Source organism: Pedobacter sp. CFBP9032 (genome assembly GCF_034045265.1).
GTDB lineage: Bacteria > Bacteroidota > Bacteroidia > Sphingobacteriales > Sphingobacteriaceae > Pedobacter.
Map to the genome: position 1 here is coordinate 70,775 of NZ_JAXCWE010000005.1, position 24,391 is coordinate 95,165.

Annotated in this window: 24 protein-coding genes and 1 tRNA gene; 13 read left to right on the plus strand and 12 right to left on the minus strand. The window is 37.2% G+C overall.

The annotated features are described in order from the left end of the window. Window positions 1-1,405: 1,405 nt before the first annotated feature. The gene (locus SOM16_RS10900; RefSeq protein WP_320464038.1) at window positions 1,406-1,939 is read right to left on the minus strand and encodes a hypothetical protein; all 534 of its coding nucleotides are present in this window, start codon (window positions 1,937-1,939) and stop codon (window positions 1,406-1,408) included. A gap of 379 nt (window positions 1,940-2,318) precedes the next feature. After that, complete coding sequence (locus SOM16_RS10905; RefSeq protein ID WP_320464039.1) at window positions 2,319-3,281, minus strand: AraC family transcriptional regulator; 963 nt, start codon at window positions 3,279-3,281, stop codon at window positions 2,319-2,321. Between the two features lie 91 nt (window positions 3,282-3,372). On the opposite strand from SOM16_RS10905, the gene SOM16_RS10910 reads away from it, so the two are divergent. Continuing rightward, on the plus strand, window positions 3,373-4,545 hold the full coding sequence (locus SOM16_RS10910; protein WP_320464040.1) for an NAD(P)/FAD-dependent oxidoreductase: 1,173 nt from the start codon (window positions 3,373-3,375) through the stop codon (window positions 4,543-4,545). A gap of 438 nt (window positions 4,546-4,983) precedes the next feature. Here SOM16_RS10910 and SOM16_RS10915 read toward each other — a convergent pair whose 3' ends face one another. The 5 genes from SOM16_RS10915 to SOM16_RS10935 all read right to left on the minus strand — a co-directional run bounded on the left by SOM16_RS10915 (window position 4,984) and on the right by SOM16_RS10935 (window position 10,036). Beyond that, window positions 4,984-6,789, minus strand: coding sequence for a glycoside hydrolase family 13 protein (locus SOM16_RS10915; RefSeq protein ID WP_320464041.1), 1,806 nt, complete (start codon window positions 6,787-6,789; stop codon window positions 4,984-4,986). 83 nt (window positions 6,790-6,872) lie between these two features. After that, the gene (locus SOM16_RS10920) at window positions 6,873-7,337 is read right to left on the minus strand and encodes a hypothetical protein (RefSeq protein ID WP_320464042.1); all 465 of its coding nucleotides are present in this window, start codon (window positions 7,335-7,337) and stop codon (window positions 6,873-6,875) included. A gap of 118 nt (window positions 7,338-7,455) precedes the next feature. Beyond that, on the minus strand, window positions 7,456-7,962 hold the full coding sequence (locus SOM16_RS23180) for a lysozyme inhibitor LprI family protein (protein ID WP_341850290.1): 507 nt from the start codon (window positions 7,960-7,962) through the stop codon (window positions 7,456-7,458). A gap of 157 nt (window positions 7,963-8,119) precedes the next feature. Continuing rightward, entirely contained in the window at window positions 8,120-9,328 is a 1,209-nt protein-coding gene (locus SOM16_RS10930; protein WP_320464044.1) for an MFS transporter, read from the minus strand. Between the two features lie 126 nt (window positions 9,329-9,454). Next, window positions 9,455-10,036 carry a TetR/AcrR family transcriptional regulator gene (locus SOM16_RS10935; RefSeq protein ID WP_320464045.1) on the minus strand — a complete coding sequence of 194 codons (582 nt, stop codon included), beginning with the start codon at window positions 10,034-10,036 and terminating at the stop codon, window positions 9,455-9,457. A gap of 369 nt (window positions 10,037-10,405) precedes the next feature. On the opposite strand from SOM16_RS10935, the gene SOM16_RS10940 reads away from it, so the two are divergent. From SOM16_RS10940 to SOM16_RS10985, 10 genes are all read left to right on the plus strand, one after another. After that, window positions 10,406-11,032: an ABC transporter ATP-binding protein gene (locus tag SOM16_RS10940; RefSeq protein ID WP_320464046.1), complete on the plus strand. Its 627-nt coding sequence runs from the start codon at window positions 10,406-10,408 to the stop codon at window positions 11,030-11,032. Continuing rightward, window positions 11,032-11,907 carry a hypothetical protein gene (locus SOM16_RS10945; protein WP_320464047.1) on the plus strand — a complete coding sequence of 292 codons (876 nt, stop codon included), beginning with the start codon at window positions 11,032-11,034 and terminating at the stop codon, window positions 11,905-11,907. The genes SOM16_RS10940 and SOM16_RS10945 overlap by 1 nt, the downstream gene beginning before the upstream one ends. Window positions 11,908-12,904: 997 nt before the next feature. Further along, complete coding sequence (locus tag SOM16_RS10950) at window positions 12,905-13,198, plus strand: putative quinol monooxygenase (protein WP_320464048.1); 294 nt, start codon at window positions 12,905-12,907, stop codon at window positions 13,196-13,198. Window position 13,199: 1 nt separating this feature from the next. After that, a complete protein-coding gene (locus SOM16_RS10955; RefSeq protein ID WP_320464049.1) occupies window positions 13,200-14,027 on the plus strand; it encodes an SDR family oxidoreductase in 828 nt (275 codons plus the stop codon). A 2-nt stretch (window positions 14,028-14,029) separates the two neighbouring features. Further along, window positions 14,030-14,782, plus strand: coding sequence for an SDR family NAD(P)-dependent oxidoreductase (locus SOM16_RS10960; RefSeq protein ID WP_320464050.1), 753 nt, complete (start codon window positions 14,030-14,032; stop codon window positions 14,780-14,782). A gap of 76 nt (window positions 14,783-14,858) precedes the next feature. Continuing rightward, a complete protein-coding gene (locus tag SOM16_RS10965; RefSeq protein WP_320464051.1) occupies window positions 14,859-15,770 on the plus strand; it encodes a helix-turn-helix domain-containing protein in 912 nt (303 codons plus the stop codon). Between the two features lie 320 nt (window positions 15,771-16,090). Continuing rightward, window positions 16,091-17,017 carry a chromate resistance protein ChrB domain-containing protein gene (locus tag SOM16_RS10970; RefSeq protein WP_320464052.1) on the plus strand — a complete coding sequence of 309 codons (927 nt, stop codon included), beginning with the start codon at window positions 16,091-16,093 and terminating at the stop codon, window positions 17,015-17,017. Window positions 17,018-17,079: 62 nt separating this feature from the next. Next, window positions 17,080-17,598, plus strand: a complete 519-nt coding sequence (locus SOM16_RS10975; RefSeq protein ID WP_320464053.1) for a hypothetical protein — start codon at window positions 17,080-17,082, stop codon at window positions 17,596-17,598. 10 nt (window positions 17,599-17,608) lie between these two features. After that, the gene (locus tag SOM16_RS10980; protein ID WP_320464054.1) at window positions 17,609-18,778 is read left to right on the plus strand and encodes a chromate transporter; all 1,170 of its coding nucleotides are present in this window, start codon (window positions 17,609-17,611) and stop codon (window positions 18,776-18,778) included. 97 nt (window positions 18,779-18,875) lie between these two features. Further along, the gene (locus tag SOM16_RS10985; protein ID WP_320464055.1) at window positions 18,876-19,082 is read left to right on the plus strand and encodes a hypothetical protein; all 207 of its coding nucleotides are present in this window, start codon (window positions 18,876-18,878) and stop codon (window positions 19,080-19,082) included. 754 nt (window positions 19,083-19,836) lie between these two features. Here SOM16_RS10985 and SOM16_RS10990 read toward each other — a convergent pair. Then, window positions 19,837-20,415: a hypothetical protein gene (locus SOM16_RS10990; protein WP_320464056.1), complete on the minus strand. Its 579-nt coding sequence runs from the start codon at window positions 20,413-20,415 to the stop codon at window positions 19,837-19,839. 56 nt (window positions 20,416-20,471) lie between these two features. Here SOM16_RS10990 and SOM16_RS10995 point away from each other — a divergent pair, with 56 nt between their 5' ends. Next, a complete protein-coding gene (locus SOM16_RS10995; RefSeq protein ID WP_320464057.1) occupies window positions 20,472-20,636 on the plus strand; it encodes a hypothetical protein in 165 nt (54 codons plus the stop codon). Between the two features lie 246 nt (window positions 20,637-20,882). Here SOM16_RS10995 and SOM16_RS11000 read toward each other — a convergent pair whose 3' ends face one another. Beyond that, on the minus strand, window positions 20,883-21,236 hold the full coding sequence (locus tag SOM16_RS11000) for a ferredoxin (RefSeq protein ID WP_320464058.1): 354 nt from the start codon (window positions 21,234-21,236) through the stop codon (window positions 20,883-20,885). A gap of 969 nt (window positions 21,237-22,205) precedes the next feature. Here SOM16_RS11000 and SOM16_RS11005 point away from each other — a divergent pair. Next, the gene (locus SOM16_RS11005; RefSeq protein WP_320464059.1) at window positions 22,206-22,655 is read left to right on the plus strand and encodes a hypothetical protein; all 450 of its coding nucleotides are present in this window, start codon (window positions 22,206-22,208) and stop codon (window positions 22,653-22,655) included. A 260-nt stretch (window positions 22,656-22,915) separates the two neighbouring features. Here SOM16_RS11005 and SOM16_RS11010 read toward each other — a convergent pair. The 3 genes from SOM16_RS11010 to hscB all read right to left on the minus strand — a co-directional run bounded on the left by SOM16_RS11010 (window position 22,916) and on the right by hscB (window position 24,326). After that, window positions 22,916-22,995 (minus strand) — tRNA-Leu (locus SOM16_RS11010). Window positions 22,996-23,082: 87 nt separating this feature from the next. Continuing rightward, window positions 23,083-23,391 carry a DUF3817 domain-containing protein gene (locus tag SOM16_RS11015; protein ID WP_320464060.1) on the minus strand — a complete coding sequence of 103 codons (309 nt, stop codon included), beginning with the start codon at window positions 23,389-23,391 and terminating at the stop codon, window positions 23,083-23,085. Between the two features lie 398 nt (window positions 23,392-23,789). Beyond that, window positions 23,790-24,326: a Fe-S protein assembly co-chaperone HscB gene (gene hscB / locus SOM16_RS11020; RefSeq protein ID WP_320464061.1), complete on the minus strand. Its 537-nt coding sequence runs from the start codon at window positions 24,324-24,326 to the stop codon at window positions 23,790-23,792. Window positions 24,327-24,391 lie beyond the last annotated feature (65 nt).

Consider the following 24,391-nt stretch of genomic DNA (forward strand, 5'->3'; position numbering starts at 1 on the left):
CAAATCTTCTGAATAGATTATTGTTTATGGTTACTTGGAAGATAGATTTATGAAAAAGAAATTTACTATTCAGAATTTTAAACAGTCACTCATTATAGCAACACTTTGCTTTTTAATATTTAATTTATTTGAATCAAAAAAAGAAATAAATTGGGTACTAATGGCAATCATGTTTGTAATTTTTTTCTTGATCACCTTTTTCATCAGAAGTCTTTATAGTTACTTTTCAGAAGAGCGGGAGCAAATATTAAAACGAAAAAATAAGTTTGATTAAGCTAATAATTTTTGTCATCTGATAAGTATCAAACAAGATAACTTCAACCTATTACATTCTCCTAATAATATCTAGACTATTGTATTTGTTCTACTAAAGAAATGCTGAAATTCCCCAGACAAACAGTGATTTGTATCAAAAAACCAACATTTAGTATCCGAGATAGTCTATCCTTTGCTTTTTATTGCCTTTAGTTATTCATCTTTACGAAACTCGGAGTTCAAATCTCTAAAGATTACTATTCGTGGTTTACTAAAAAACATGCTCCGATAAAAGTACATGCTGGAACCTTCATTATTAGAGTGGAAAATAATTCTTGTCCCCCAAAAATCATGTTGGAGTTTCCAAGTTCCTTTACTCCAAGCATCACTGTTGTAAGTACCATCACTATTAATGAGTAAATTTTCATTGTTTTTTATTCCGGCTATTGCAAATGAGTTATCTACCCTACTCGTATAAGAGCCTGTTATTAGCCAAGAAGGAAAGTAGGTATTATAAATGAACAGGGCCATAAATACCAATAATACAATATATCTTTTTCGTAGTTTCAACGCCTTCTTCAATGGAAAAATCTAAATTAAATAAAAAAAACTGCCGTTTGGCTCAAATAGATTATGACGAAGATGATTGTTCATTTGGCATAAATTTGGAAAAACAAATTACGCTATTCTAAATTAGAAAACGCTGTCAACTTTATTTAGCAAGGCGAAGGTATACAGCCCTGCGATTTTTCAGCTATAAATTAATGTCAGGTATCGCAAATAGAAACAAGATCCAGAAATAAAAGTATCTATCCCCTATTGTATATTGTTCTTTCAACTGTAAATCAATGTTTCAATTACGGCAAGGACAAAAAATGTTTTACTAAACGAACTTTTAATTTGCCTTTACATTTTATCATTTACTCATTATCAAAAACTAAAAATTAAATTTGATTAATGAAATGAGTTTACTATAAGAAGGAAAAAAGCGGAGTACATTAGGACAATAGTAGGCAATTTTGGTTACTGTAATATTCTTAAGCCCTACCTCCTGAAACTTATCAACAAATCAGGGAACAATGATAGAAAAACAAACATGGTAGCAGCATACTTAATTGATCGAAATATTAATTCTATCATAAAAGGGTTGTTAGGCTATACCATTAACCATGAATTCGTAATAGCTTTTTTGCACAATAATAATTTTTAGATTAAAATAACATTTACCACCGTCTCTCACTTCTATGATTTTGGATTTCCATTCATCATTGCCTTCATGGCTACAAAAGCAGTTTACCCAAACCTCCTTTTGTTTTTTTACGTTTATGTGTGCTACATACTGGCGCTTATAATTTTTTAGGTCGATAAAGAAGTCTTCTCGTTTTATCGTCGTTGTTGGGTCTTCCAATCTAATTTTTTTGAGATACCGTTCCCTTTCGATGTTGTAGTCGCTAACTGCAACTTTTATTTGTTGATCAATTATTGCTAAGTCATTTTTGGTCAACTGAATGGTCTTTTTTGTTGCTGAATTTTTTATTATTGCTATAAACTGCGTTTCGTTATTCGTATCTGTCTGGATTAGCCTAGGCGGTAGCTCTATAGATGTTTTATGACTCTCGGAATTGCAGGCTAGGAGGCATGAAACTAAGCTTATTAATATGATTGAACTGATTTTTTGTGACATATATGCTAAGTATTAGAATTCGCAAGCTTATTGATGTTTAAGTACCAAACGATTACCCATTTTTAAGTTTCCAGTACATTTGCTATCGAAATCCTGAATGTTGTGACTATACGATGCATTATTTCCTTGATTTGCATAAGCTAAATGACAGTTGAAGATAATAAGCCAAATCTTTTAAAAATGTTAACAAACTTCCTGGAACCGCTTTATCAAAAAACCGTGGAATAAGGAGTATACAAGATTTGTAGCATAAACCCGAGTTTTCTCTTTTTGCCGTGAAGCTTTAATTAAAGTTAGATTAGCCCAGACCGTCTTTTTAAAGGAAGATCTTAGAAAGATAGTTAATTTTGAAACAATGATATTTTTTATCTGTCCTTTCTTAAGACTTACTATATTGTTTTGGCTTCAGCCCCACATGTGCTTCAAAGACTTTTGAGAAGTGACTCAGATTAGTAAAGCCGAGCTTATAACCTACATCTGCAACCGATAGCTTTTGCTGTTTCAATAAAACGGCAGCTTCCTTCATTCTGAAATCCTGATAATAAGCAAAGTTACTTTTTCCGAAGATTTGTTTAAATAAACGTTTAAACTTGGTTGGGCTCATACCAGCATAGGCAGCCAGTTCTTTAAGAACGGGAGGAGTGTCAAGATGCGCGAACATTTGACTTTTAGCTTTGTATAAGGCCCCGATATCACGACTATTTAAACCATACAACTGCTTCGACTCCCGCTTTTCAAGTTCCATTAGTAATCTGCATACCAGTTCTTCAGCCTTTACCCTTAAAAAAAATAACTTGAACGTTTCTTCTACAGATTCAGACAAAATTTCATCCACAACTTTGTACAAAAATGGATAAATCATTTGTTCGAACAGTAAGGGCCGCGTGTTCTGTAACAGTCCATGTAAAACCAGCGATTCTTTTGACGGATTAAAAAGTCCTTTTAAATAATCTGCATCCACTTCTATATTGATGGTGGCGGTATTGGTATGTATCGGAATTACAACCGCTGTGCTAAAGCTAGTCGTTGCAATTAGAACAGTAGGTGTTGTGCTAGCCTTGTTCCCTGAAAGTAATACTTCGGCCCCAGGGAAAATATTTTGAAACTTGAAAAGTATTGTTTTTGCAGTAACATTGATGTCCGGATTCTCAATAACCAGCTCTTCATTAAGTTCATAATTGAGGATAAGCATTCGGATATGCGCATTAAAAATAAATCCTGCACAATAACCAGTTCCAAATTTTCCGGGTATGTCTAACCTCCCGTTTTTTAATTCCGTCCCTAGTGAATAGGCGAAACTTTTCAGGACATTCGGTTCCGTTTCGCGTTTTATTTCTCCCATAAAAGTCTTATAGAGCTATTTTTAAGTCCAATGCAATTATTTTATCTCTAAGATAGTCGGCAATTTTGAATTATAATTAAAAAATCGAACGATGTTACTTCAAAATAAAAAGGTTGCCATTGTTGGTGGAGGTCCTGGAGGCTTAACCTTAGCAAGGCTTTTGCAGCTTAAAGGTGTAAACGTACAGGTATATGAACGTGATATTAATGAATATGCCAGGGTGCAGGGATCGCCACTTGATATGCACGAAGAATCTGGATGGGCAGCGCTACGTAGCGCAAAATTGGTAGAGGAGTATAAGAAACATGTTATTCAAGGTGCGGATAAAAAGGTTATTGTTAATGCACAAGCTGAAGTTTTTTTCAGCGACCATGAAAACAAATCAAATGAAGAACTTGGCGGTGAGCCGCCTCGTCTTGAAATAGGCCGTGGTGCATTAAGAAAAGTATTGTTAGGCGCTTTGCAACAGGAAACAGTTGTCTGGGACAGTCAATTTATTTCGATGGAAAAGGAAAATGAAGGATGGCTAATGCATTTTAAAAATGGTTCATCTGTTTACGCAGACCTTGTGATTGCAGCAGATGGTGCGAATTCAAAAATCCGCCCATACCTTACGGAAATCAAGGCTTTTTATTCCGGCGTTACCATGGTTGAAATAAATATTGAAAATGCAAAAAAAGCAACACCTCACATTTATGAACTGATGAATGGCGGCAAAATAATGGCCTATGGAAACGGAAGGAATATACTAGGAGGTCAGAAAGGCAATGGCGACCTTTGTTTTTATGCAAGCTTTAAGCCTGATGAAAATTGGGCGAAATATAGTGGTTTGGATTTTTCTGATAGGACGCAATTATTGAACTGGTTTAAAAAAGAATATGCCGACTGGAGCAGTATCTGGCATGAACTCTTTGATAATGCAATAATGCCAGCTGTTCCGCGTCGAATTTATTGTATGCCTTTAGATCAAAACTGGGAACCGCTGCCCAATTTAACCCTGCTTGGCGATGCGGCACACGTCATGCCACCCTTTGCAGGGGAAGGTGCAAACACTTCTATGTTTGATGCATTGGAATTAAGCGAATGTCTATCGTCTGATCAATACCCAACATTACAAGAAGCCATTGCTGATTATGAAAAAAGTATGCGGTATAGAGCAGCAAAGGCAGCCAAACAATCGCTTGATAATGGTAATTTAATGCATTCCGATGATGCCTTGGATAAGATGTTAAAAATCTTTAGACACTCGTCACCCGTTAAATAAAGGTTTAAATTAAGATTAATAACTACATTAAAAGCAGACAATTGGCTATTTATTGGCTCCTCACATTATGTTTTATGGAAGGGGTAGATAATTATTATCTATGGTCGTTTTTGATAAGCTGAGAATCGTAGAGTTTAGATTTTGTCTAAAAAAAAACGAAGATTTAAATTAAATCATCCTTTTCCAGATTATCCCTGATTACGTAATCAATAAATTAAATTAGGCCTCAGAATCAGGCTTCAAGCCGAAATCAACGGCTGTTAACAAATTGCTCCTTCAATCAATTGAAGCACTGATGAAACGAAAGCATTGACCGAATAGCAAAGCCCCACTCCTTTCAACTTAGTGATGTATTTAGGATTTATGCCAGCTGTTCCAAAAAAGCTTACACTCCCCTAACAAGTTCAAATGTGAACCTCTTTATTTATCCTGAAAGATTTATTTAGAGAGCACCACGAGATCCATAGGCGCAACAGTTACGGATTTAAGCACTTTTTTTGAAAAAACGTCCCTATACCTGCTTTCCTCCAATATTGCATTTTTATATTGTATAGGCTTATCTGACCGATTTACAAGCACAAGTACTTCCTCTCTATTATATTTACGGCTAAAAACGTAGAACCTTTGCAGATCATTTTTTTCAATTGTAGTATAGTCTCCAAGTTGCAAGGATTTATACCTTTTGCGCAACCCCATAAACTTTTGGTACCAGTCAAATAGCTCCTTATTGAATTCAACATGGTCAGCCTCATGCTTGGTCTGGTTCGGATTATAGGTTTCAGGATCGTATTTTTTGCCTTCCCAAATCATGGGCTTGCGGCAATCAGGATCATTGCCGCCCCAAATTCCTGCCTCATCTCCATAAAAAATCATAGGTGAGCCCAAATATAGCATCTGAAAAGCAGCAACCAGTTTTTGTGTCTGTATCTGACTGGCAGTAGGCTTGCGCGCGTTATAATTCTTGTTATTGCTCTTCTGGCTCCAGTTAAAATAATTTCCCCAATCGCCGAATTTCATGCCATCAGGATTTGCAACCGCGCTTGCCAGTCGTGTAGCGTCATGGCTATTCATCAGATTCTGCATATTTAGCGCAACATCATTTCCAAACGCCTCACGTAGTTCTCTCAAACGGGCATCGAACGCCGTTACGGAAGACCCGGTTTTGTCCTGGATAAAAAAATCGTGCATAATAAAAGCAAAATTGTAGTTCATGGTCGCATCAAACTCATCACCCTGTAGGTAGGGCCTTGTTTGATCGATAGGATACACCAACTCTGCAGTCAGGTAAGCGGTTGGGTTGATGTTGCGTACCCATTTTCTCCAGTCTTTCCAAAAGGGATGCCCCACATCATATGCCACATCCAGGCGCCATCCATCAATTCCGTCTTTAATGCCTTTATCCATGGGGTTCATCCAGCGTTTAGTGGCATTAAAAATATATTGTTTGGGGCCAGCCACGATACCATAATCATCTTCCCTAAATTCTGGCAATGTCTTAACGCCAAACCATCCGTTATAATCAAAAGTAGTGCCCTTGGCAGCATCGTTCCAGCTTTTCACAGAAAACCAATCAGCGTATGGCGAAGCCTGCTGATTATTCTCCACGTCGCGGAAGGCAAAACTTTTTACACCCATGTGGTTAAAAACACCATCAAAAATGATGCGCATATTGCGGGCATGAACCTCTTTAATCAGCCTCAAGGCTAAAAGATCGGCCTTTGTCCATACCCAGGTTTTTACATCAAGCGGATTTTCCTTTTCCATTAAGGCTATATCGCCTTTAGGGTCGGGCCCAAAAGTGGGATCAACGTGGTGGTAACACAACGCGTCATATTTATGAGAGGATGGAGACCAAAAAACAGGCGTCATATAAATAGCGTCAACCCCTAAAGACTTGATGTAATCCAGTTTATCGATAACGCCTTTTAAATCCCCGCCATAACGGCGACGTTGCAGGTTGTAGTAAAGATCCTTACCATTTCGCTGCTCGTAAGGCTGCAACTCATACCAGTCGCTCGTCCAGGGATGAATTTGAAAAGGGGATGTGGTGTCAAATGGGTAAGCACCGTCCTGGTCTTCAGCCTTGGGGTCATTTGCAGGATCGCCATTGTTGAACCGTTCTGGAAAAATTTGGTACCACACAATCCCCTTGCTCCATTCGGGCGTGAAACGCTTCTGGGCCATAGAAGTGAGCGAGATTAATAATAGTCCCCCCAGAAAGGATGATCTGAGTATATGCTTCATAAATTATTGGTATATTGAATAACTAACCTGATCGAAGGTAAATTCATCTAAAAAGGGCTATTTGAAAGTAAAATTCTCTGATCCTATTTGCAAAAGGGAGCCTCAAAGTTCCCTTTAAAATCAATATTCTGTTCCGGCCATTTCACATTAACTCGGCCGCTCACCTTATCCCCTGTGATGGAACTGATGGTGATAATGGTTTGTTCTGAAGAGAATAATGCACCATTCTGACCGCTTGGGTCGCCCGGATCATTAACCAGGATATAGGTATCATTGCCCGAAAAAGTACCTATCTTTTTGGGCACCGTCAGGCGTATCGAAAAATCACTCAATGGTGAGCTACAGTTTTTAGATCCATCTCCTGCCAGGTATATACTGAACAGGTCTTCGGGGCGGTAGTTGTTCATACCAAATTTTGTAAAACGCTCCAGTGTCACTTTTGCCGTAAAAGGCGATCCGTATAGCTTTCCTGTAACCACGGTCGGCACATCTATTTCGGGTTGGGGTTGATCTTCCTTTTTCTTACAGCATGTGAATATACTGATCAATAAGATTAGACAAAAGAATCGTTTTAAGAGCTGAGAAAAAGTCATTATTATTGGTGTTAGGTAAAAGTATAAGGAATTGATAGGATTGATTAATGCATCATTGAAAGACCGGAATGTGCTATGATTTTATGCTGACCGAGCCCAGGCAAATTTCACCTTCTTCGATTGCGGTAACCCATACGTTTAAAAATTTAATCCGGTCTCTGGTCAGCGTTTCCAGGTATATCGATTCGCATATGAGTGACACCAAACCATAGGTTCCGCTGTTGGGGTATTTCGAAACCTGCTCTGCATCACGAAGCTGGATCCGGAGCCGCTGTGCATTCCTGAATTTTTTAATAAAAGTAGTTTCCACTAAATAGCCTTTCAGAATCTTTTGGTACACGCCATTTAGTCCCGCATATGCCTTTTTATAGTCCGAGTAGGCCTTCCTATTCATAGCGGTTTTTGACTGTGCAAAAGTCGGAGCCATAAAGAGCATAACCATGACGACAGAAGCCAACAGAAAAATCGGGGATTGGTACAGGTTTGTCATGGGTGTGATTATGGATATTCCCAATCTAAACCATAGAAAGGTCCTTTTGTTTGAGCAACTTGTTAACCATGCTTGGAAATAGCAATCCATCTGGCCCCTTCTCGCTAACTTACAAAGTTACAGCCAATCAAAAACTTACAAAAAATCTATTGCTGGTAAACGAGGGAATACTAATAATTATTAAGAGAAAACCAGTAAAAGCCTGACCTGATCACAAAGTCATAGTTAATCTTTTCTTTAGGACGGCTTAATGATATGTAGAGACATCAAGATTAGTCATTTTATTTTGATTGCTGTTTTTGATAGCTCTATCTAAATAGGCTCGCCAAAAGATCACGATAATAGCAAGCACACCAAAACCAACCCCCACCCAAGGAGTGATTTGTATACCGTAATGATTAATGAACAATCCTCCTGTAGCGGTACCTAAAGATACACCCAGATTCCCAAAAGAGGTTTGCAGACTATTTGCAAATTCTTTAGCATCAGGAGCCGCAGATACCATATAACCAACACCTATCAGAAAGCAAGGACCATACATAATTCCCCAAAATCCCACTACCAATGCAATACTGCTTATTGAACCACTAATATATTCAAATGCAAACGGCAATAGAAATGTACCTATAATGAAAAAGAAGGTAGTCCACGCCATGTGTTTTCCTAATAAACGACCTGCTACAAAGTTTGAAACTACCCCCATAACCCCAAATAAAAGTAGCATGTAGCTTATTTGTTGTGTATTTAAACCTTTTGCTTTTGAAAGGTAGTCGGCAAAATAGCTATACGAACAAAACCAAGCCGTTATTAATAATAGGTTTAATGCTGTACCCGCAATAAACGTTGGTCGTACGAGTATGCTCAATTGATTTTTGAATGACTTCACTTCTTTGTTCGGCATGGATGGCAAGTATTTGAAAATAACCAATAATGTGACAAGGATTACAGTGCCTTGAATAACATAGCTCAGCTGCCACATGTAAATACTGGCTATAAATGTTGTAAGGGGAATAATAGTCACCTGTGCAAGCGCTATACCTCCAATTATTATACTAGTTAATTGCATCTGTGTTTTCTGATCAGTATCTTTTGTTGCAGCAGCAATTGCCATGGAGAAAAATGCCGGATGCAAAATTGTTGGCAGTATTCTAAGTATCATTAATAACCAGAATGGCGGACTGAAACTTGATAAAAAGTTAGAAATTAAAAATAATGCTAAAGCGTACATCATTACTTTCTTTTTGTCAAATTTAGATGCAACTAACACCATGAAAGGCCCAGTGATAGCGATTGCTAATGCAAATCCGCTTAAGAGATAACCGGCTGTTCCAATATTTATATCGTAATGTTCAGCAATTTGGGGTAAAATACCAATGATACCAAACTCGGTACTTATGATACCGATAACGCCGAGGCAACCCATGTAAGCTATCTTTTTTTTCGTAATTAAATTCATAATAAACTGATCGGTTTAAAAATGGATAAAAAATTTTATTTGTTTAATAATGCTTTTTTAACTTTGTTTTTGAGAAGGTTATGCTCATAATTACTTTCTTAAAGAAGTTAACAATGTATCCTGTAATCAGGCTTTAACCATTTGTATGAGGATTTCTATCATATCATAAACTTCTTTTCGATTTTTATTCAGCGCATATTTTTTTAATAATGCACCAGAGGAACATGAAAAAAAAGCAGCTGTTACTTCTATGTCTAGGTTATTTTTTATAACCCCTGCCTCTTGTCCACTCTTTAAGATTTGAAAATAGATTTTTTCAATGATTTTTTCATTTTGGGATAATAAACCTATAATCTCTTCGTCAGTTGGAGAAATTTCAAAGGCAATTTTAACAGCTAAACATGTCCTGCCTTCGCTGATACTTTGATCTATTGCCAATCGTAAAATCCTTTTCAAATTTTCGACAGCATTTGATTGGCTGCCATTGAGAATATTCTTGTATTCTGATACTTTAAGTTTTAAATATTTATCCAAGCACTTCATAAGCAAAGCCTTTTTATCTCCGTAAGTAGGATAAATACTACTTCGATTAACTCCCATATGATTTTCCAAATCACTTATAGAAGTGCTATGGTAGCCCTGCGCCCAAAAGAGATTCATTGCAACATCCAATTTTTGATCATAATCAAATTCCTTATTTCTTCCCATTGGTACAAAGGTAATAATAAACTGATCAGTTTATTATAAATGTGGTTTTTTGATACCCAAATGGCAATACCGAGACAGATCATTAGCTCAATTGTAGTTTACTGTCGTTAAAAGTGATGATATGCGAATCAAACCTAATGTGTTAAGTTCTTATTTATCAAAAAAAGGTGTGATAATGGAGATACAAGATTTAGCACAGGCCCGTTTGAATTTTCTCTTTTTGTCGTAAAGCTTTAATTATGGTCAAATCATCCAGGACCGTCTTTTCAAAGGCGGGAATAATGAGAATAGTTCTATTGACTTTATTCCAGTTTTCATAAAAATTAAGTAACAAATGAGGCTTTAGTTGATCATAACCTAAAATCTAATTTGCTTACCCTAACTAACATCAACAAAAAATACGGTAGTCATGAGGTACTAAACTTCAGTGAGTGGAATGTCAATAAGGGAATTTACTGGTTAAAAGGAGGAAATGGCACTGGCAAGTCAACCTTATTCCGAATCATATCTGGGCAAATACCTTTTATAGGTGAAGTGCAATTGAATGGAGTGAACTTAAGAAAAGAACCGGTAAAATTCCGCTCTAAAATTAGTTTTGCTGAAGCTGAGCCACAATACCCCTTATTTATTAAAGGAAAAGAACTGATTGATTTTTATACCGAAACCCGAAAGGCGGATAGAAAACAAGCTAAAGATCTTGCTGACCATTTCGAAATTACACCTTTCCTCGACAATGTAGTAGGAAGTTATTCCAGCGGCATGCTAAAAAAACTTTCATTGATTTGTGCACTTGTCGGTGATGCTGACTTATTCATTTTAGATGAACCGCTAATCACAATTGATATTCTATCAGCAGATAAGCTTAATAACCTGATTACAGAGAAAGCCTCACAAGGAAAAAGTTTTCTTATTTCCTCACATCAGGAAGTTAGCAATGATCAATTAAAAGTAGATAATGTATATCAAATCATTAATAAACAAATTATTCAACTTTAATGTTGAGGTTATTAATAAACAGTTTAGCGAAAGAGTTCTATCAGCAGCATGCGGGCTTTTTCCTCATGGGATTTTATGTTCTGTTTGGAGTTGTTGAACCCTCACAATTAATCAGTTACCATAAATCTTTATTATTGGCCGGGCTTTCATCTCCAGTCGGACTTGCAATAGTATTTGTTTCCTGGGTATTATATTGTGTTAAAGTTCATTACTTTATCAAGCAAAAACTAGCCTTAGCTCAGTATAAATTTATTAACGAAGTAGGCACCCTGTACAAGAGCCCCCAGTTAAAATTATGGCTGGCTTTATATTGCGTAATTCTTTTACCCATAATTATATATGTTCTTGCTTTGATTGGGATAAGTGTTTATAACCGCTTTTTTCTTAGCCTGATTTTTATTTTGGCCGTCTTAGTTGCGCTGGCAATTGGCTTATCATTCCTTTCTTATCGATCAGTAACGTTTGGTTTTTTAAAGGAAGAAAGACACCAAATCAATCCATATATTAAAGTTAAAAGGCCATTTTTCAGCTGGCCATTATTTTATTTACTGAATGAACAGCCATTGATGCTATTGATGTGCAAAGCTTTGTCGCTGTTTTTTTTTAAATGCATGCTCTGGATGTTCGCAGATGTTGGCCATGACACGCGAGTGTTATTAGTGGCTTTATTAGCATCTGTTTTATGCCATGCTGTATTGGTCTTCACATTGTTGAAATTCGAAATATCGTATATGAACTTCAGCAAAAGTCTGCCAATATCAACTTATAAAAGATTACTCGGCTGGTTATTTACTTTAGCAATCCATCTGGCCCCTTCTCGCCAGTTTACAAATATGCAGCCAATCAAAAACCTACAAAAAATCTATTGCTGGTGAGACGGAGTCAATTTATACCGGTTTATCCATTTACTATACAAATCGCGAAAACCGTAATGAATGAACTTTGGAAAAATTCCGCAGCAGTTAAACCACTTTTGTGTATTATATCGGATGTTGAATTCAAGTTTCTTTCACTAAATTTATTGGCTAGCCGTATCAATAATAAGATATTTCAACTATTCCTATAACAAATTATCATATAGCTGAGGGTTCTGGAGTTTTAAATCTATTCATTTACCAATAATCTCAGATGCGGAATATTGGCTAGCGCAGAAGATGTTGAAGAATAGCAAGAGAAAAATGCGAGTGCAACCGACCGAAGATTTTCCATGGAGGGGAATTATCGAATGCTGGTGTGGAAAGAGAATGACCGCTGGATATACCAAAGGCCGCAAAAGCTATTACTTATATTATCGTTGCACAGAGCATACGAATGATAATCTAGCAGGTAACAAGTTGCATGACGCTAACGAAACGGTATTAAAAGGCCTAAGCTTCTTTACCCATCAAGTCCAATTTGTGAGGGAAACAGCAAAGGCCTTAATGAAGCCGCAGAAATTTAAAGATGATCTTCTTAAAATCACGCTAATACCTGTCTAAAGCGTACAAATGATTGATGAAATGAGTTTATAAGAATTGTAAAAACATCAGCTAGGATTTTATATGCTTGAGCTCTCTTTTTGAATTCTCCAATTTAGATTTTCATTAAACTAAGAAATAATGATTATTCATTTAAATATCAATCCTTCGAAAGCACAAACATATTGTTTTCCATACCAACTGATCTCTATCATCTGTCTTGGATGAAATTACACATCTTTAGCTTTAAGCTACGAGGACTATTAGGCTAGAAACAGTTTGCGTTCTATACTTCGCATACATTTGACTTAATCATCTATTAAAGTTTGAATCAGACAATCCTTAGTTTTTATTGAACAATTCTTGCATTCAATACCATGATACCTTTGTGCCATAATAATCAACAAGTATAATTATGGTTACAATAATCACCAAATTTCAAGCAAAGGACATGCGCTCTGCAGCTAAATTAGAAGATATTTTCCAGAAACTTATAGAGGAAACTCTGGAGGAATCCGGGTATATCGCTTACGAAGTGTTTACTGCAAACAATATTCCTTTTACCTATTACATCATTGAAAAATGGGCATCTGAAAAGGATTTACAAAACCATGCTGAACTTGTAGCAACAAAAGGCTATGCGGCTGCAGCAGCAGGTCTGTTAAAAAACGAACTGAATAATATTATTCTTCAAAATTTAAATCATTAAAATGAAAACAGTATTAATTACCGGTACATCTTCAGGAATAGGAAGAGCCGCGGTGCTAAAATTTAACAACGAAGGTTGGAATGTAATCGCTACGATGCGTGCACCAGAAAAGGAAACAGCGTTAAACCAATTGGATAATGTTCTTGTTGTTGCTTTGGACGTTCAGAAATCAGCATCTATTGCCAATGCTATAGTTGCTGGTATCGATAAATACGGAAAAATTGATGCCGTAGTAAACAACGCTGGAGCTGCAATATTTGGCGTATTTGAACAGGCGACAGAAGATCAGGTGAATAAAATATTTGACACTAATGTTTTTGGTCCCATGCGTGTTTTGAGAGCCATTCTTCCCTACTTCAGAACACAACGGTCAGGAACAATAATCAACATTACTTCGCAAGGCGGAAGAGTTACCTTTCCAACCTGCAGCATCTACCATGCAACAAAGTTTTCACTCGAAGGGTTAACCGAAGCCATTTCCTATGAACTGATTCCCTTTGGAATAAGAACAAAAATTGTAGAGCCAGGATCAACTGTGACAAAATTTGTTGGTGGAGCAGTAGTCACGGGCGGAGAAATACCTGAATACGAGCAATTTGTAAATATTGGTTTAGGAAATTGGGCTAAATATGATACAATGGCTTCCCAGCCCGAAGAGATAGCAGAAACCATTTTTACTGCAGCAACTGATGAAACTGATCAGTTGAGATATCAGGCAGGTCAGGATACAGAACTTTATTTAGGTAAGATGCAGGATGGTAACGATCAAGCCTACGTAGATTATATGCGTGAACGATTTATTCCAGAATATTTAAACACAAAAAAATAGATATGAATTTCAAAGAAAGCACTGTACTTATCACTGGCGCAGGCACCGGAATGGGGCTCGAGGCTGCAAAATGGTTTTCGGCACAGGGCAGCCGGGTGGTGATGGTTGCACGTAACGAAGCAAGATTAAAGGAAGAAGCTACAAAATTAAAAAATGCCTATTATATTGCTTGTGATCTTTCACAAGCGGACCAATTACATTCTTTGGTAGAGAACATCAAGCTAAACTTTCGAGATCTAAATGTTGTTTTTCTGAACGCAGGTGTGGCTAAAAATTATGCATTGCTTGACAATAGCCAGGCATATGAGGCAAGTATGAATGAAATGTTGACTAATTTTCACCCAGCTGTCTATTTAACGCATCGCTTAGCACCGCTACTTGAGCTTAAAGAAGATGCCGCATTTATTATAACCACTTCAGGAGTGGCATTTGCACCAGATCTATCTCATCCAACTTATAGTGCAACAAAGGCGGCTTTGCACAATTACATTTTAGGATTGAGGTTGGTGCTGCAAAGAAAAAAATCTTCAATTAAGCTGTATGAACTGATGGCGCCACTGGTCGATTCTCCTTTTTCGAAGGCCGTTCAATCTGATCTTAAGGTATCGGCCAGCTCCGTTATTGAGCGTTTGATCATAGGGATAGAAAATCATGAATATGAGATTCGCCCCGGACTTTCCGAGGAGATCTACCAAACATATCTTCGCTCGCCAGAAGAGGCTTTATTAATGGTGAACCAGGCAACTGGAGCATAATTTTTTGTAATTTTATGTTTTTAAGGCTGCTTGGAAATCTTAAGCAGCTTTAACGCTCCAAAACATCGGCGTTAAAATGAAACAGGATAAGAAAAATAACTTGATCTATAAAAGCGAAAAGCTAGAAGACTTTGAAACCTTAAGACTGCTGTCCAACCAAGAACAAACACCGCACAAGCCTTTCCGTTTGTTTAGTTCTTCCGATTGCTTATCTGGAACACCGATTACTTACAGAAGAAGAGATTACTTTAAGGTGAGCCTATTGCGTGGTGAGTATATTGTTCATTATGGGGATGAGAGTATAAAAGTCTCTGGCTGTACGCTCTCCTTTTTTAATCCCTGGATTCCCTATACGATAGAGCAGATAAAGGAAGAAGAAAATGCCGGCTATATGATCTTTACTGAACTCTATTATGATACTTACTTTAATAAGGGAATAAGGCATAGTCCTTTATTTAATAATGAATCCAAGCCGCTTTTTCTGCTTGATGAAAATCAGGAAAAGGAAGTAAAGGCAATCTTCTCAAAAATTGAACAACAGCAACGTTCTGATTATTCATTAAAGGATGACCTAATCAGGAATTACCTCAACGAATTAATGCATTATGCAAACACCTTGCAGATGGCTACAGAAAGGCATCACGCGCGCTCTTCAAAAGAGCGATTGCACAATGTGTTTAACGAATTGTTGGATCGACAGTTTCCTGTGGACACCGCTAGTCACAAACACCTGCGCACAGCGAGTCATTTTGCTGATGCCCTTAATGTTCATGTCAATTATTTAAATAGAATCTTAAAAGAGAGGACTGGTAAGTCTACAAGTACAATTTTGTTTGAACGGATTTTAAAGGAATCTATCATTTTACTGAAACATACTACGTGGAGTGTATCTGAAATCGCTTACAACCTAGGATTTAAAGACGTATCTCATTTTAACCACTTTTTTCGGAAACAAGCTCACACTACGCCTACCTATTATAGAAATTAATCACCGCCTCATAAATAGCCCTGTTTCGTATTAAAAGCCTTTGTGATAGAACCAAAATCAGCATTTCCCGGCAGTATATGCATATTAGAAAATAAGCAAGAACCAAAAATCCCTCTCTAGATGATTTAGAGAGGGATCTGTACCCCCGGACGTATTAAGGTCGAACCAATCTATAGAAGATCTACTTAAAATAGCCCATATACCGCTTTAAAACGCATAAGAAAACAAATGTGATTATAGAAATGATAACCAAAGATATTTTTCTATGCGCAAACTCAGATAATCACTCACTTCAATGTTCTTCCCCCAATGGATTTGTAATGGCAGCATATTTATTAACTAAATATTTATGGCTGATTAATGGATCAAGAAATAATCATAAGTTTGATCAATTGTTAAAGATAAAGATGAATTGGATTACCCGTGAAAGACCAAAAATAGACCGCATTGCTTGTCCCTGGCTTATTAAGAAATTCATAGATAAAGATGCCGTGTTTTTTTACGTCCCATTCGATCAGGTTCTTGAAAAAGCGAAAGAACTGGATGCAATTCCATTTGACGTTTTGGGTGTTGAACTTACCCATCAAAATGGACGATGTACTTTTGATGCAATCCTAAAAAAGTATAAACTGAATGATCCTGCGTTACAGGCGATGGCACCAATCGTAAGAGGTGCAGATACAGACCGTCATAATCTTGCCAGTCAAGCCTCTGGTCTTTGGGCGATTGCTGCCGGAATGGCGTATAACATTAAAGATGACTTAGAGCTCTTAAAGGCAGGAACAGTTATTTACGATGCACTTTATACATGGGCAAAACACCTTCAAAATGAAAAACACACGGAAAGCCCTGTTGAACAATTATTGGTTGATGTTTACCAGAAGTTTCTGAAAAAAGAAAATACTGGCAAAGTACCTGCATGGGCAACTGAATTGAAAACCATTATACAGGATCAGATTGACACTAACCTTGCGATGAGCCTGACTGGGATTTCTCAGGAATTAAATGTAAATCCTTCTTATGTTTCCAGAGAGTTTTCTAAATATTTTGATAACCTGTCATTCGGTGAGTATATCCGAAAACTTAGAATAGACAAAGCGATTGTGTTCATTGAAACCACTGATTATTCCTTTTCTGAAATTGCATATCTGACAGGATTTTCTGATCAAAGCCATTTTACACGCATTTTTAAACAGGAAACCGGGTCAACACCTGCTAATTTCAGGAAAAAGCTATTAGGCAGGTAAATTCTGTACCAAGAGTAAGTTCCGTTCTATTTTACTGCAAATGGATGTTGTAGTCTTGTGCTATGCAAACACCGTTACACAAATTTATAGGGCTAATATTATTTCTGACAGCCTTTATTGCCTTTAATACCTTCGGGCAGGCACCACAAACTTACCCAAAGCTTGCCGGATATGTGGGCATTGTCCATCCTATCGTAACTTTTAGCTCCGAGGGTACGCATACCAATTTTAAAGACAGTTATATCGTCGGAATGCCCATCGGCATCAACATTTGGAAAAGTGCAAAAATAGGCTTCAGCAGCGAAATTGTACCCTTTGTAAAAGCAACAGGGGCCGGAAGCAAAGTAAACAATGTGTTGTTCCATCCCGGTGTACTTGTTGCACTTGGTAATGGTTTCACTTTTGCTGGCCGTGCGGCTTTTGAGACATCGGGACGTTACGGGATAACGCCTGTTTTTAATAAGGTGGTTAAAAAAAATACTGGCAGCAGCTATTTTATTGCTGTTCCATTACCTGCCCGGTTTGGAAACGATCTTCCCTCTTCATTTGGAATTGGTTTCCAGTTTGGAGTCTCCTTTTAAACCTTTTACTATGAAAGAAAAAGCCAGTTACAAACTAAGCGATATGACCACCTATTTCTTAAAGTTGGGCACCTGGGGATTTGGTGGCCCTGTTGCACTTGTAGGATATATGTACCGGGATTTAGTAGAAAATAAGAAATGGATTACGGAAGAGGAATATAAAGAAGGGCTTGCTCTGGCACAACTGGCACCTGGGCCATTGGCAGCCCAGCTGGGTATTTATGTAGGTTTTGTCCACTACGGAATCATAGGTGCTACTTTAACCGGACTTGCTTTTGTGCTCCCTTCCTTTATTATGGTCGTCCTATTGGGCATGGCTTATAAACTTTATAGTGGTTTGCCGGGAATACAGGCTGTATTTTACGGCGTAAGTGCCGCTGTGATCGGTATTATTGCTATTAGTGCGTATAAGTTGACTATTAAATCCGTGAGTAGCCTTAATCTTGAGGCAATCAAATCCAAATGGCTCCTGTGGATTTTTTATCTGGCTGGAATTGTGGTTACGGTTCTAACTGAAAAAGAGAATATTTTGCTTTTTGCGGGCTGTGGCCTGATCTATATAGTTGTTAAGTCACCACCAAAATGGATCAAACGCCCGACAACCGCACCCTCTATAATTTCACTTGGAATTGGCTTTTGGTATTATGATGGAAAGACTTTGCAGGAAATTGGATGGTTCTTTTTAAAGGCAGGTGCATTTGTATTTGGCAGTGGTCTTGCCATTGTCCCTTTTTTGCATGGTGGGGTAGTTCAGGAATTTGGCTGGCTTACAGAACATGAATTTCTGGATTCTGTAGCCGTTGCGATGATCACTCCGGGGCCTGTTGTGATTACTGTCGCCTTTATCGGCTACCTTGTGGCTGGTTTTCCCGGAGCCTGTGTAGCGGCTTTTGCCACTTTTTTACCATGTTATATTTTTACCGTTGCACTTGCTCCTTCATTTAAAAAGATCGCAAAGAACACCAGTATCAAAGCATTTGTAGACGGCATTACAGCGGTAGTTATTGGTGCGCTGGTTGGGGCGGTAATTATTATTGCAATGCGGGCAATTGTAGATATTCCTACGGTCTTAATCGCTATATTTAGTATGCTTGCTTTGATCTACATCAAAAAACTAAAAGAACCACATCTCATATTAGCATCAGCTATAATCGGAATAATACTTAAAACATTTTTGTGATGAAAAGAAATGAGTTTTAAAGACCTCTGCCATCTTAGGCGAGGCGAGTTTACTACCTGTCAATGCTGTTTTTAGTAACATTCTTACGGAAAATGGAATGGATAAACTGGTAGATGCCAATGGCAATTGTATCCATTTGGCAGGGCCATATAAGCAAAATTTTCCTGAGCCCTACATGGACGAAGAAACGTTAAACCTGCACTATACTTTTCATCTTGGCGGAGCCGTTAAAGGAGCGAACAAGGATTTGCTGATGATTAAAAAGTCTTTGAATGAAAACAACATTGAAACGATAGACTATTGAACTAGAAAGCTATTCTATCACCTCTCATCGTATATCCTGCATACCATTTTCTGGACAAACCTGACGGATAAAAAATCAGAACCTAAAGGGGAGCTGCTAAAACGCATAGTCCAATGTTTCGACCTTAGTCCGTCTGGGTCTCCCCCGCCGGAGATCGAACCACAATCTTTGTTTCCACGCAATACAGGAATATTGCAAAATAGGCAAAAAACAAAAATCCCTCTCTAGATGATTTAGAGAGGGATCTGTACCGATCAGCGGGACTACTTTCAATATTTAAAAGCCTTTTTATTGCTTATTGAACAAATAGTGGACGATTTAAAATTGAAAGGATTCATATAATTGATCCAAAAATTTTAGTAATTATTTCTCCAAAAAACTTTACCGGGAAACTTTGAACCGAAAAACTTGACTTTCTAATTGATAGTAATTTATTGCCCAAGCTTTTGGTAATTCAAATTATCAAAAACTCATTATCAAAAACTAAATATTTCATTTGATTAATGGAATGAGTTTATGAAAATCTAGGAAAAAGGCCGAGGTCAGCAGGATAAAAGTAAGCGGCTTTGCAAACTATAAAATTACTAAGTCCAATCTCCCTGAAACTCATAAAATAACGAGGGAATTGTGATATAGGGACTAATTAATGTTTTTCGGCTTGATGATGTCTTAGGTTTCTAGTAGTTAAGTTTATTCCAATCAAATTTTTTAGAAGTAATTTAGCTCTTATATCTATGCTGTTAAAAGCGCTTACTTATTCATCAATGTCTTCAAATGTTAGCTTGTTCTCTATTTTGCTTACAGATATTCTTCTAAAAGTAGGTGCATAGCCTCTTTTCCCACTTGGTTGAAAGTATTCTCTAACGTACGAATCTTCGGTTTCAAAATTTTGAACGACCTTCGGGCCCAGATAGCGGTTTTGACGTGAATAAAGCAGACTTTCATTTTCGTTCGTGTTGCGCTTAAAGTCGTGTGCGCTTTTAATTTTTGCTATTAATCGTTGTTTGTCACGGTTAGATATTCCTAATGTAAAAGTGTGATAATAGTCGCCGATTGCAGAGCTTGATCGGTTATCTTGTATGTTAAATTCATCCTTTAAGACTATTTGTTGTTCTTTTAAAAGATCTTTTGCGTTTGCGGGTGTGAAAAGCTGGTCTTGAAACACAGTCCACAGGATACCCACCAAAACAATCAATCCAAATGTAAAAGCTAAATATTTCCCGATCTTAGGATGGCCAAGTTTTTTAGGAACAAAGTAGAGTAAACAAGCAAATCCTATCGGTAGTCCGAGGAAGGCAAGTAAAATAAGTGCTATTGTAAGAATATCATCCATTAATTAATCTTTGGGGTACTTGCTGGCTTAATTGGCTAAACGTTTAAATATGCAAGATGCAGTTTAAACTCGATATCTGTAGAGCACATTTTAAAATTGTATTGCACAATAAAGGGCTAGAGCTACGTCCTTACAAGCGAAAGTCTATCAGTCACAAAGCACATACCGATACTTATACGGGTGGTCCTATCGGAAGCAATCTTCAAATCAATAAAGCATAACTGGAGATATAATCATTTAACGGTGGAATAATGGTGCATTGGCTTCGTATTACCAAATATGGAGGGAATAGTGAGAAGTTTTTATTAATGTGAGACTACGATCTTGCAACTTTTAGCTGTGACCGAAGTATAGGTTCTCTCACCTACAAGTACAAACGTGTTTAATTTGCTAGAAGGGAAGTAAAAGCATTATGATAGGGCATCCCTTAAACCTGCTGTTATAGGCTGCGTATTATACATTTTGAATTAAACTATCAATTTATAATCACACTCCAACTCTAAATTTAAAGAATAAAGTTTTTTAATTATTTTTTGGTCTGTTCCGCCATACCTAACGGCGGAAACACAAGAGACAGCAATAGCATTTATTGCTTGTTCGATTTCTTCTTCTGTCTCAGGCTGTCTAATAAAATAACAACCTCCGTCAGAATTCGCCATTAAGCCTATTGCCTCTACTTCAGGCGCACCACACAGGATACAAGAATCCTTTTCTACATAAAAGTCGCCTTCTACATTTAGTTCATGCCTAGGCCTAGGCCCTCCTGAATATTTAGGGTTAGTATTTGTTGAGTGCCTAAATAAATTTTTGAAAATACTCATGTCTAATTTTCATTAAAAGTATGCTATCTATAGTCGGTTTATTCCTTACCGCACGCTTGCCCACAATTGTAAAATAAGCTAAACTATTTTCAGTTTATTTACTTTCGAATATTTTTATTATGTTCATCAATAACGATTTAGTTAAATATACAAAACATTTTGTTCTGGGGCTATTTATGTAAGTTGGATAGCGTTAGATCTTTCCAACAAATTAAATATTAATAATACTATTATTTTAACTGCACTAACTGTTTCCAAGTGAACCAAAATGATTTAAAATATGAAAGACAAGATACCAAGTATGCCTTAATCTATGCTATGTTTAGTACTATTGGCGCCTTCATTGTTGCTATTTCGTATGGTATTTTAACACATACTATTTAAGTTGCCTGCCTTTTGCAAAACAGCTTTACTTTAATGCTTGACAAAGTTTAAGAAAAGCATCACACCAAAACTAAAACCTAGAACTTAGAAATCAAGAAAGAGTCGACAAGCTATTGGTTTATCAAAGAATGAATTATTACTGAGATCAAAGGAGCGGCAAGCGGATAATTCTCAATAAACGGAACGCTACCAAATGACGGTCGAATAACGAGATACTTGTTGTATAGTTACAAAAATAGGAAGGAATAATGATAAGCGATTACTTGAACTTGCGTTTAATTGAAATCTTATACATCAGCATGAACTATATAGAGATAAATTGCTTCATTAATAATATATCGATTAATATTCAGGTGAAGAAATTTGACCCGCATCTTAATCTGCACTTATTAGGAAGAGTATCCTTCAACAGTTTAAAATATTAATATAAATTTTGTCACCTTTACTTGATGACAGTATTTCACTGTTAAAGCATCTTTTGTTAATGCAGTATGACCCAACGTGAATAATGCATAGTAACATGAATGCACATCAAACCTCTGCAGCTGCGATATATTTGTTGACAAATTAAGTAAATGTAAAAAAATGGGATTTAAAAAGATGTTTTTCTTGGTTCTGTTTGTATGTCTGATCACAGTCTGGCAATATTACGGAGATCAAGATGAAAAAAAACCCGCTGAGACTGTTTTAGAAAAGAATAATATCTGTTTCACCGGACGTATTATTTCCTATAACAGATCGACAGATCGCGCTTATGGTGTAATCAAATTTACAGTGATCACATCAAACAAGGGAAACTTTAATATCTCAGACCCGAAATGGCTTTATCCCTACAGATTAGAAAAGGGCTATGGCGAGTTTTATGGCTATATACCTTTGGGAATTACGGCAGGTCAGCTAGTAAGGTTAAATGCCGGGGAAAAAAGTGTCAAACTTTATAATGGAAATGCAGAGTTCGCGAAAACAAGTGTATTCGTGACTTCAGAGCGAAACTTTATTGAGTATGTAAATGAGCATACTTCATTTAACAGATGATACTAGTACACCCTTTTGACGTCATCAATAACTTTTATAGAATCATCGTTATCGGAATTAATCTAGTAAACAACGGTGATCCTTTATTCTCAAATACTCATCTCGTTTTCTATCAAAAAACGGTGGAATAATGATAATAGCTTACGTTAAGACTGAAGCATTCTTGAGATACACAATGCTAAGGTGTAGAAGATTGCCAAAATGTAATTTGATTGTAAAATCAAAAGGGATCCCGTTTGGGGATCCCTAAGAAAAAAATGTACCCGGAGCCGGAGTCGAACCGGCACGGTTTCCCACAGGTGTTTGAGACCAGCGCGTCTACCAATTCCGCCATCCGGGCATGTGTTGGACGGGATGCAAATGTAGAAAATGAAAGCGTAAATCACAAAAATATTTTCACTTTCATTTCAAATACACCATAACCTCCTTACAAACTGCCATTTACAATTTCAGGTCTTTCGTCTTTTAACTTTCTATCTACTATAAATGGTGCAAATGGCAATAACGAGGCTAGAAAAATTAAAGCCGCTTTACCAAATTTCCACTTTTGCTCTTGCCAGGCCATAATTAAAGTTGCCCCGTAAAGCACAAACAATAAACCATGTGCCCATCCGGTATATTTTACATACAATGGCAGATCAGCCCAATATTTTAAAGGCATGGCAACAAATAACAACATTAGGTAGGAAATCCCCTCAGCAACAGCAACTTTACGAAAGATCGATAGTGAACTCATGAATCCGTTTTTTTTCGAAAATAAGGGAAAGCCGGGTCTTCAACGAAAACAAAAAATGATTTGACAATTTAATGTGATTGAGCGGCCAACCAACAGAAAGCAAATCAAAACCATAACAAGTGATAAAATAAAGAAAAATTTTTATTAACTTAAATCTACCTGGAATAAATCATTCTGCAACGAGACGTTAAAACCACCTTTTCTCCACGTCAAGTCCACCTTCAGTCTGCATCAAGTCGCCCCTTGCCTTACGGCAGGAGTACCAATGCCCCGCATACGCCTGCAGTATAACCTGGCTTTGCCCACAGGCACAGTTAACAGAAGCAGTATAAAATTTGGCGATGTAGAAACCCTATCCCGCATTAAGATAACAAGAAAGTAATGAAAATCGGATCCGGCTATTCAGCCAAACGCGATCTGATTCTGGTAATGTATTTTTGTCGGTAGTAAACATCCTTGATTTGCGGAAGCAGGTTGTCCGATCCTTCTGGCTGCTCATCAAACTGGCTCAATAAACTACCTAAATGATCTTCCAGCTGCTTTTCAATAAGTGCGATATCTTTTTTAACCACATCGAGTTTCGATGCATCAGGCTCAAACTCCAAATCCATTAAAGCTTCATTCACATCCATCATCTCCATTAAAAAAGACTGAGGCAGTTGATAGCCTTCGTCTGTTGCAACAATGCCTTTAAGTTCCAGAACATACTTCAACCGCTTTTTCGCATTACTTAAAGTTTGATAGGCCTTATTGTTTAAGGTAGATAACTCCAGCACTTCCTGCTGTTTGTCTTCACTTTCATTCGCATAAAAATCAGGATGAAACTTTTTACTAAAAGCGTAAAATTTGGCTTTTACAATATCTTGATCCGGATTAAATTGAACAGGCAATTCGTAAAACTCAAAATAATCTGGTTGTGTTGGTGCTTCGCTCATAGTGGGTATTAAATTAAAAAGCCGCAGCCGTTCAGATCGATTGTTCAAATCTGCGCAGCTGCGGC

What these genes read in the sequence shown, in the direction of transcription:
- SOM16_RS10975 (WP_320464053.1), top strand. Translation starts at nt 17,080, where the DNA reads ATGCAAACACCGTTACACAAATTTATAGGGCTAATATTATTTCTGACA.
- SOM16_RS10955 (WP_320464049.1), top strand. Translation starts at nt 13,200, where the DNA reads ATGAAAACAGTATTAATTACCGGTACATCTTCAGGAATAGGAAGAGCC.
- SOM16_RS11005 (WP_320464059.1), top strand. Translation starts at nt 22,206, where the DNA reads ATGGGATTTAAAAAGATGTTTTTCTTGGTTCTGTTTGTATGTCTGATC.
- SOM16_RS10965 (WP_320464051.1), top strand. Translation starts at nt 14,859, where the DNA reads ATGAAACAGGATAAGAAAAATAACTTGATCTATAAAAGCGAAAAGCTA.
- SOM16_RS10910 (WP_320464040.1), top strand. Translation starts at nt 3,373, where the DNA reads ATGTTACTTCAAAATAAAAAGGTTGCCATTGTTGGTGGAGGTCCTGGA.
- SOM16_RS11000 (WP_320464058.1), bottom strand. Translation starts at nt 21,236, where the DNA reads ATGAGTATTTTCAAAAATTTATTTAGGCACTCAACAAATACTAACCCT.
- hscB (WP_320464061.1), bottom strand. Translation starts at nt 24,326, where the DNA reads ATGAGCGAAGCACCAACACAACCAGATTATTTTGAGTTTTACGAATTG.
- SOM16_RS10980 (WP_320464054.1), top strand. Translation starts at nt 17,609, where the DNA reads ATGAAAGAAAAAGCCAGTTACAAACTAAGCGATATGACCACCTATTTC.
- SOM16_RS10930 (WP_320464044.1), bottom strand. Translation starts at nt 9,328, where the DNA reads ATGAATTTAATTACGAAAAAAAAGATAGCTTACATGGGTTGCCTCGGC.
- SOM16_RS10915 (WP_320464041.1), bottom strand. Translation starts at nt 6,789, where the DNA reads ATGAAGCATATACTCAGATCATCCTTTCTGGGGGGACTATTATTAATC.
- SOM16_RS10935 (WP_320464045.1), bottom strand. Translation starts at nt 10,036, where the DNA reads ATGGGAAGAAATAAGGAATTTGATTATGATCAAAAATTGGATGTTGCA.
- SOM16_RS10985 (WP_320464055.1), top strand. Translation starts at nt 18,876, where the DNA reads ATGGATAAACTGGTAGATGCCAATGGCAATTGTATCCATTTGGCAGGG.
- SOM16_RS10900 (WP_320464038.1), bottom strand. Translation starts at nt 1,939, where the DNA reads ATGTCACAAAAAATCAGTTCAATCATATTAATAAGCTTAGTTTCATGC.
- SOM16_RS10950 (WP_320464048.1), top strand. Translation starts at nt 12,905, where the DNA reads ATGGTTACAATAATCACCAAATTTCAAGCAAAGGACATGCGCTCTGCA.
- SOM16_RS10945 (WP_320464047.1), top strand. Translation starts at nt 11,032, where the DNA reads ATGTTGAGGTTATTAATAAACAGTTTAGCGAAAGAGTTCTATCAGCAG.
- SOM16_RS10995 (WP_320464057.1), top strand. Translation starts at nt 20,472, where the DNA reads ATGCAGTTTAAACTCGATATCTGTAGAGCACATTTTAAAATTGTATTG.
- SOM16_RS10905 (WP_320464039.1), bottom strand. Translation starts at nt 3,281, where the DNA reads ATGGGAGAAATAAAACGCGAAACGGAACCGAATGTCCTGAAAAGTTTC.
- SOM16_RS23180 (WP_341850290.1), bottom strand. Translation starts at nt 7,962, where the DNA reads ATGGATTGCTATTTCCAAGCATGGTTAACAAGTTGCTCAAACAAAAGG.
- SOM16_RS10990 (WP_320464056.1), bottom strand. Translation starts at nt 20,415, where the DNA reads ATGGATGATATTCTTACAATAGCACTTATTTTACTTGCCTTCCTCGGA.
- SOM16_RS11015 (WP_320464060.1), bottom strand. Translation starts at nt 23,391, where the DNA reads ATGAGTTCACTATCGATCTTTCGTAAAGTTGCTGTTGCTGAGGGGATT.
- SOM16_RS10970 (WP_320464052.1), top strand. Translation starts at nt 16,091, where the DNA reads ATGGCAGCATATTTATTAACTAAATATTTATGGCTGATTAATGGATCA.
- SOM16_RS10960 (WP_320464050.1), top strand. Translation starts at nt 14,030, where the DNA reads ATGAATTTCAAAGAAAGCACTGTACTTATCACTGGCGCAGGCACCGGA.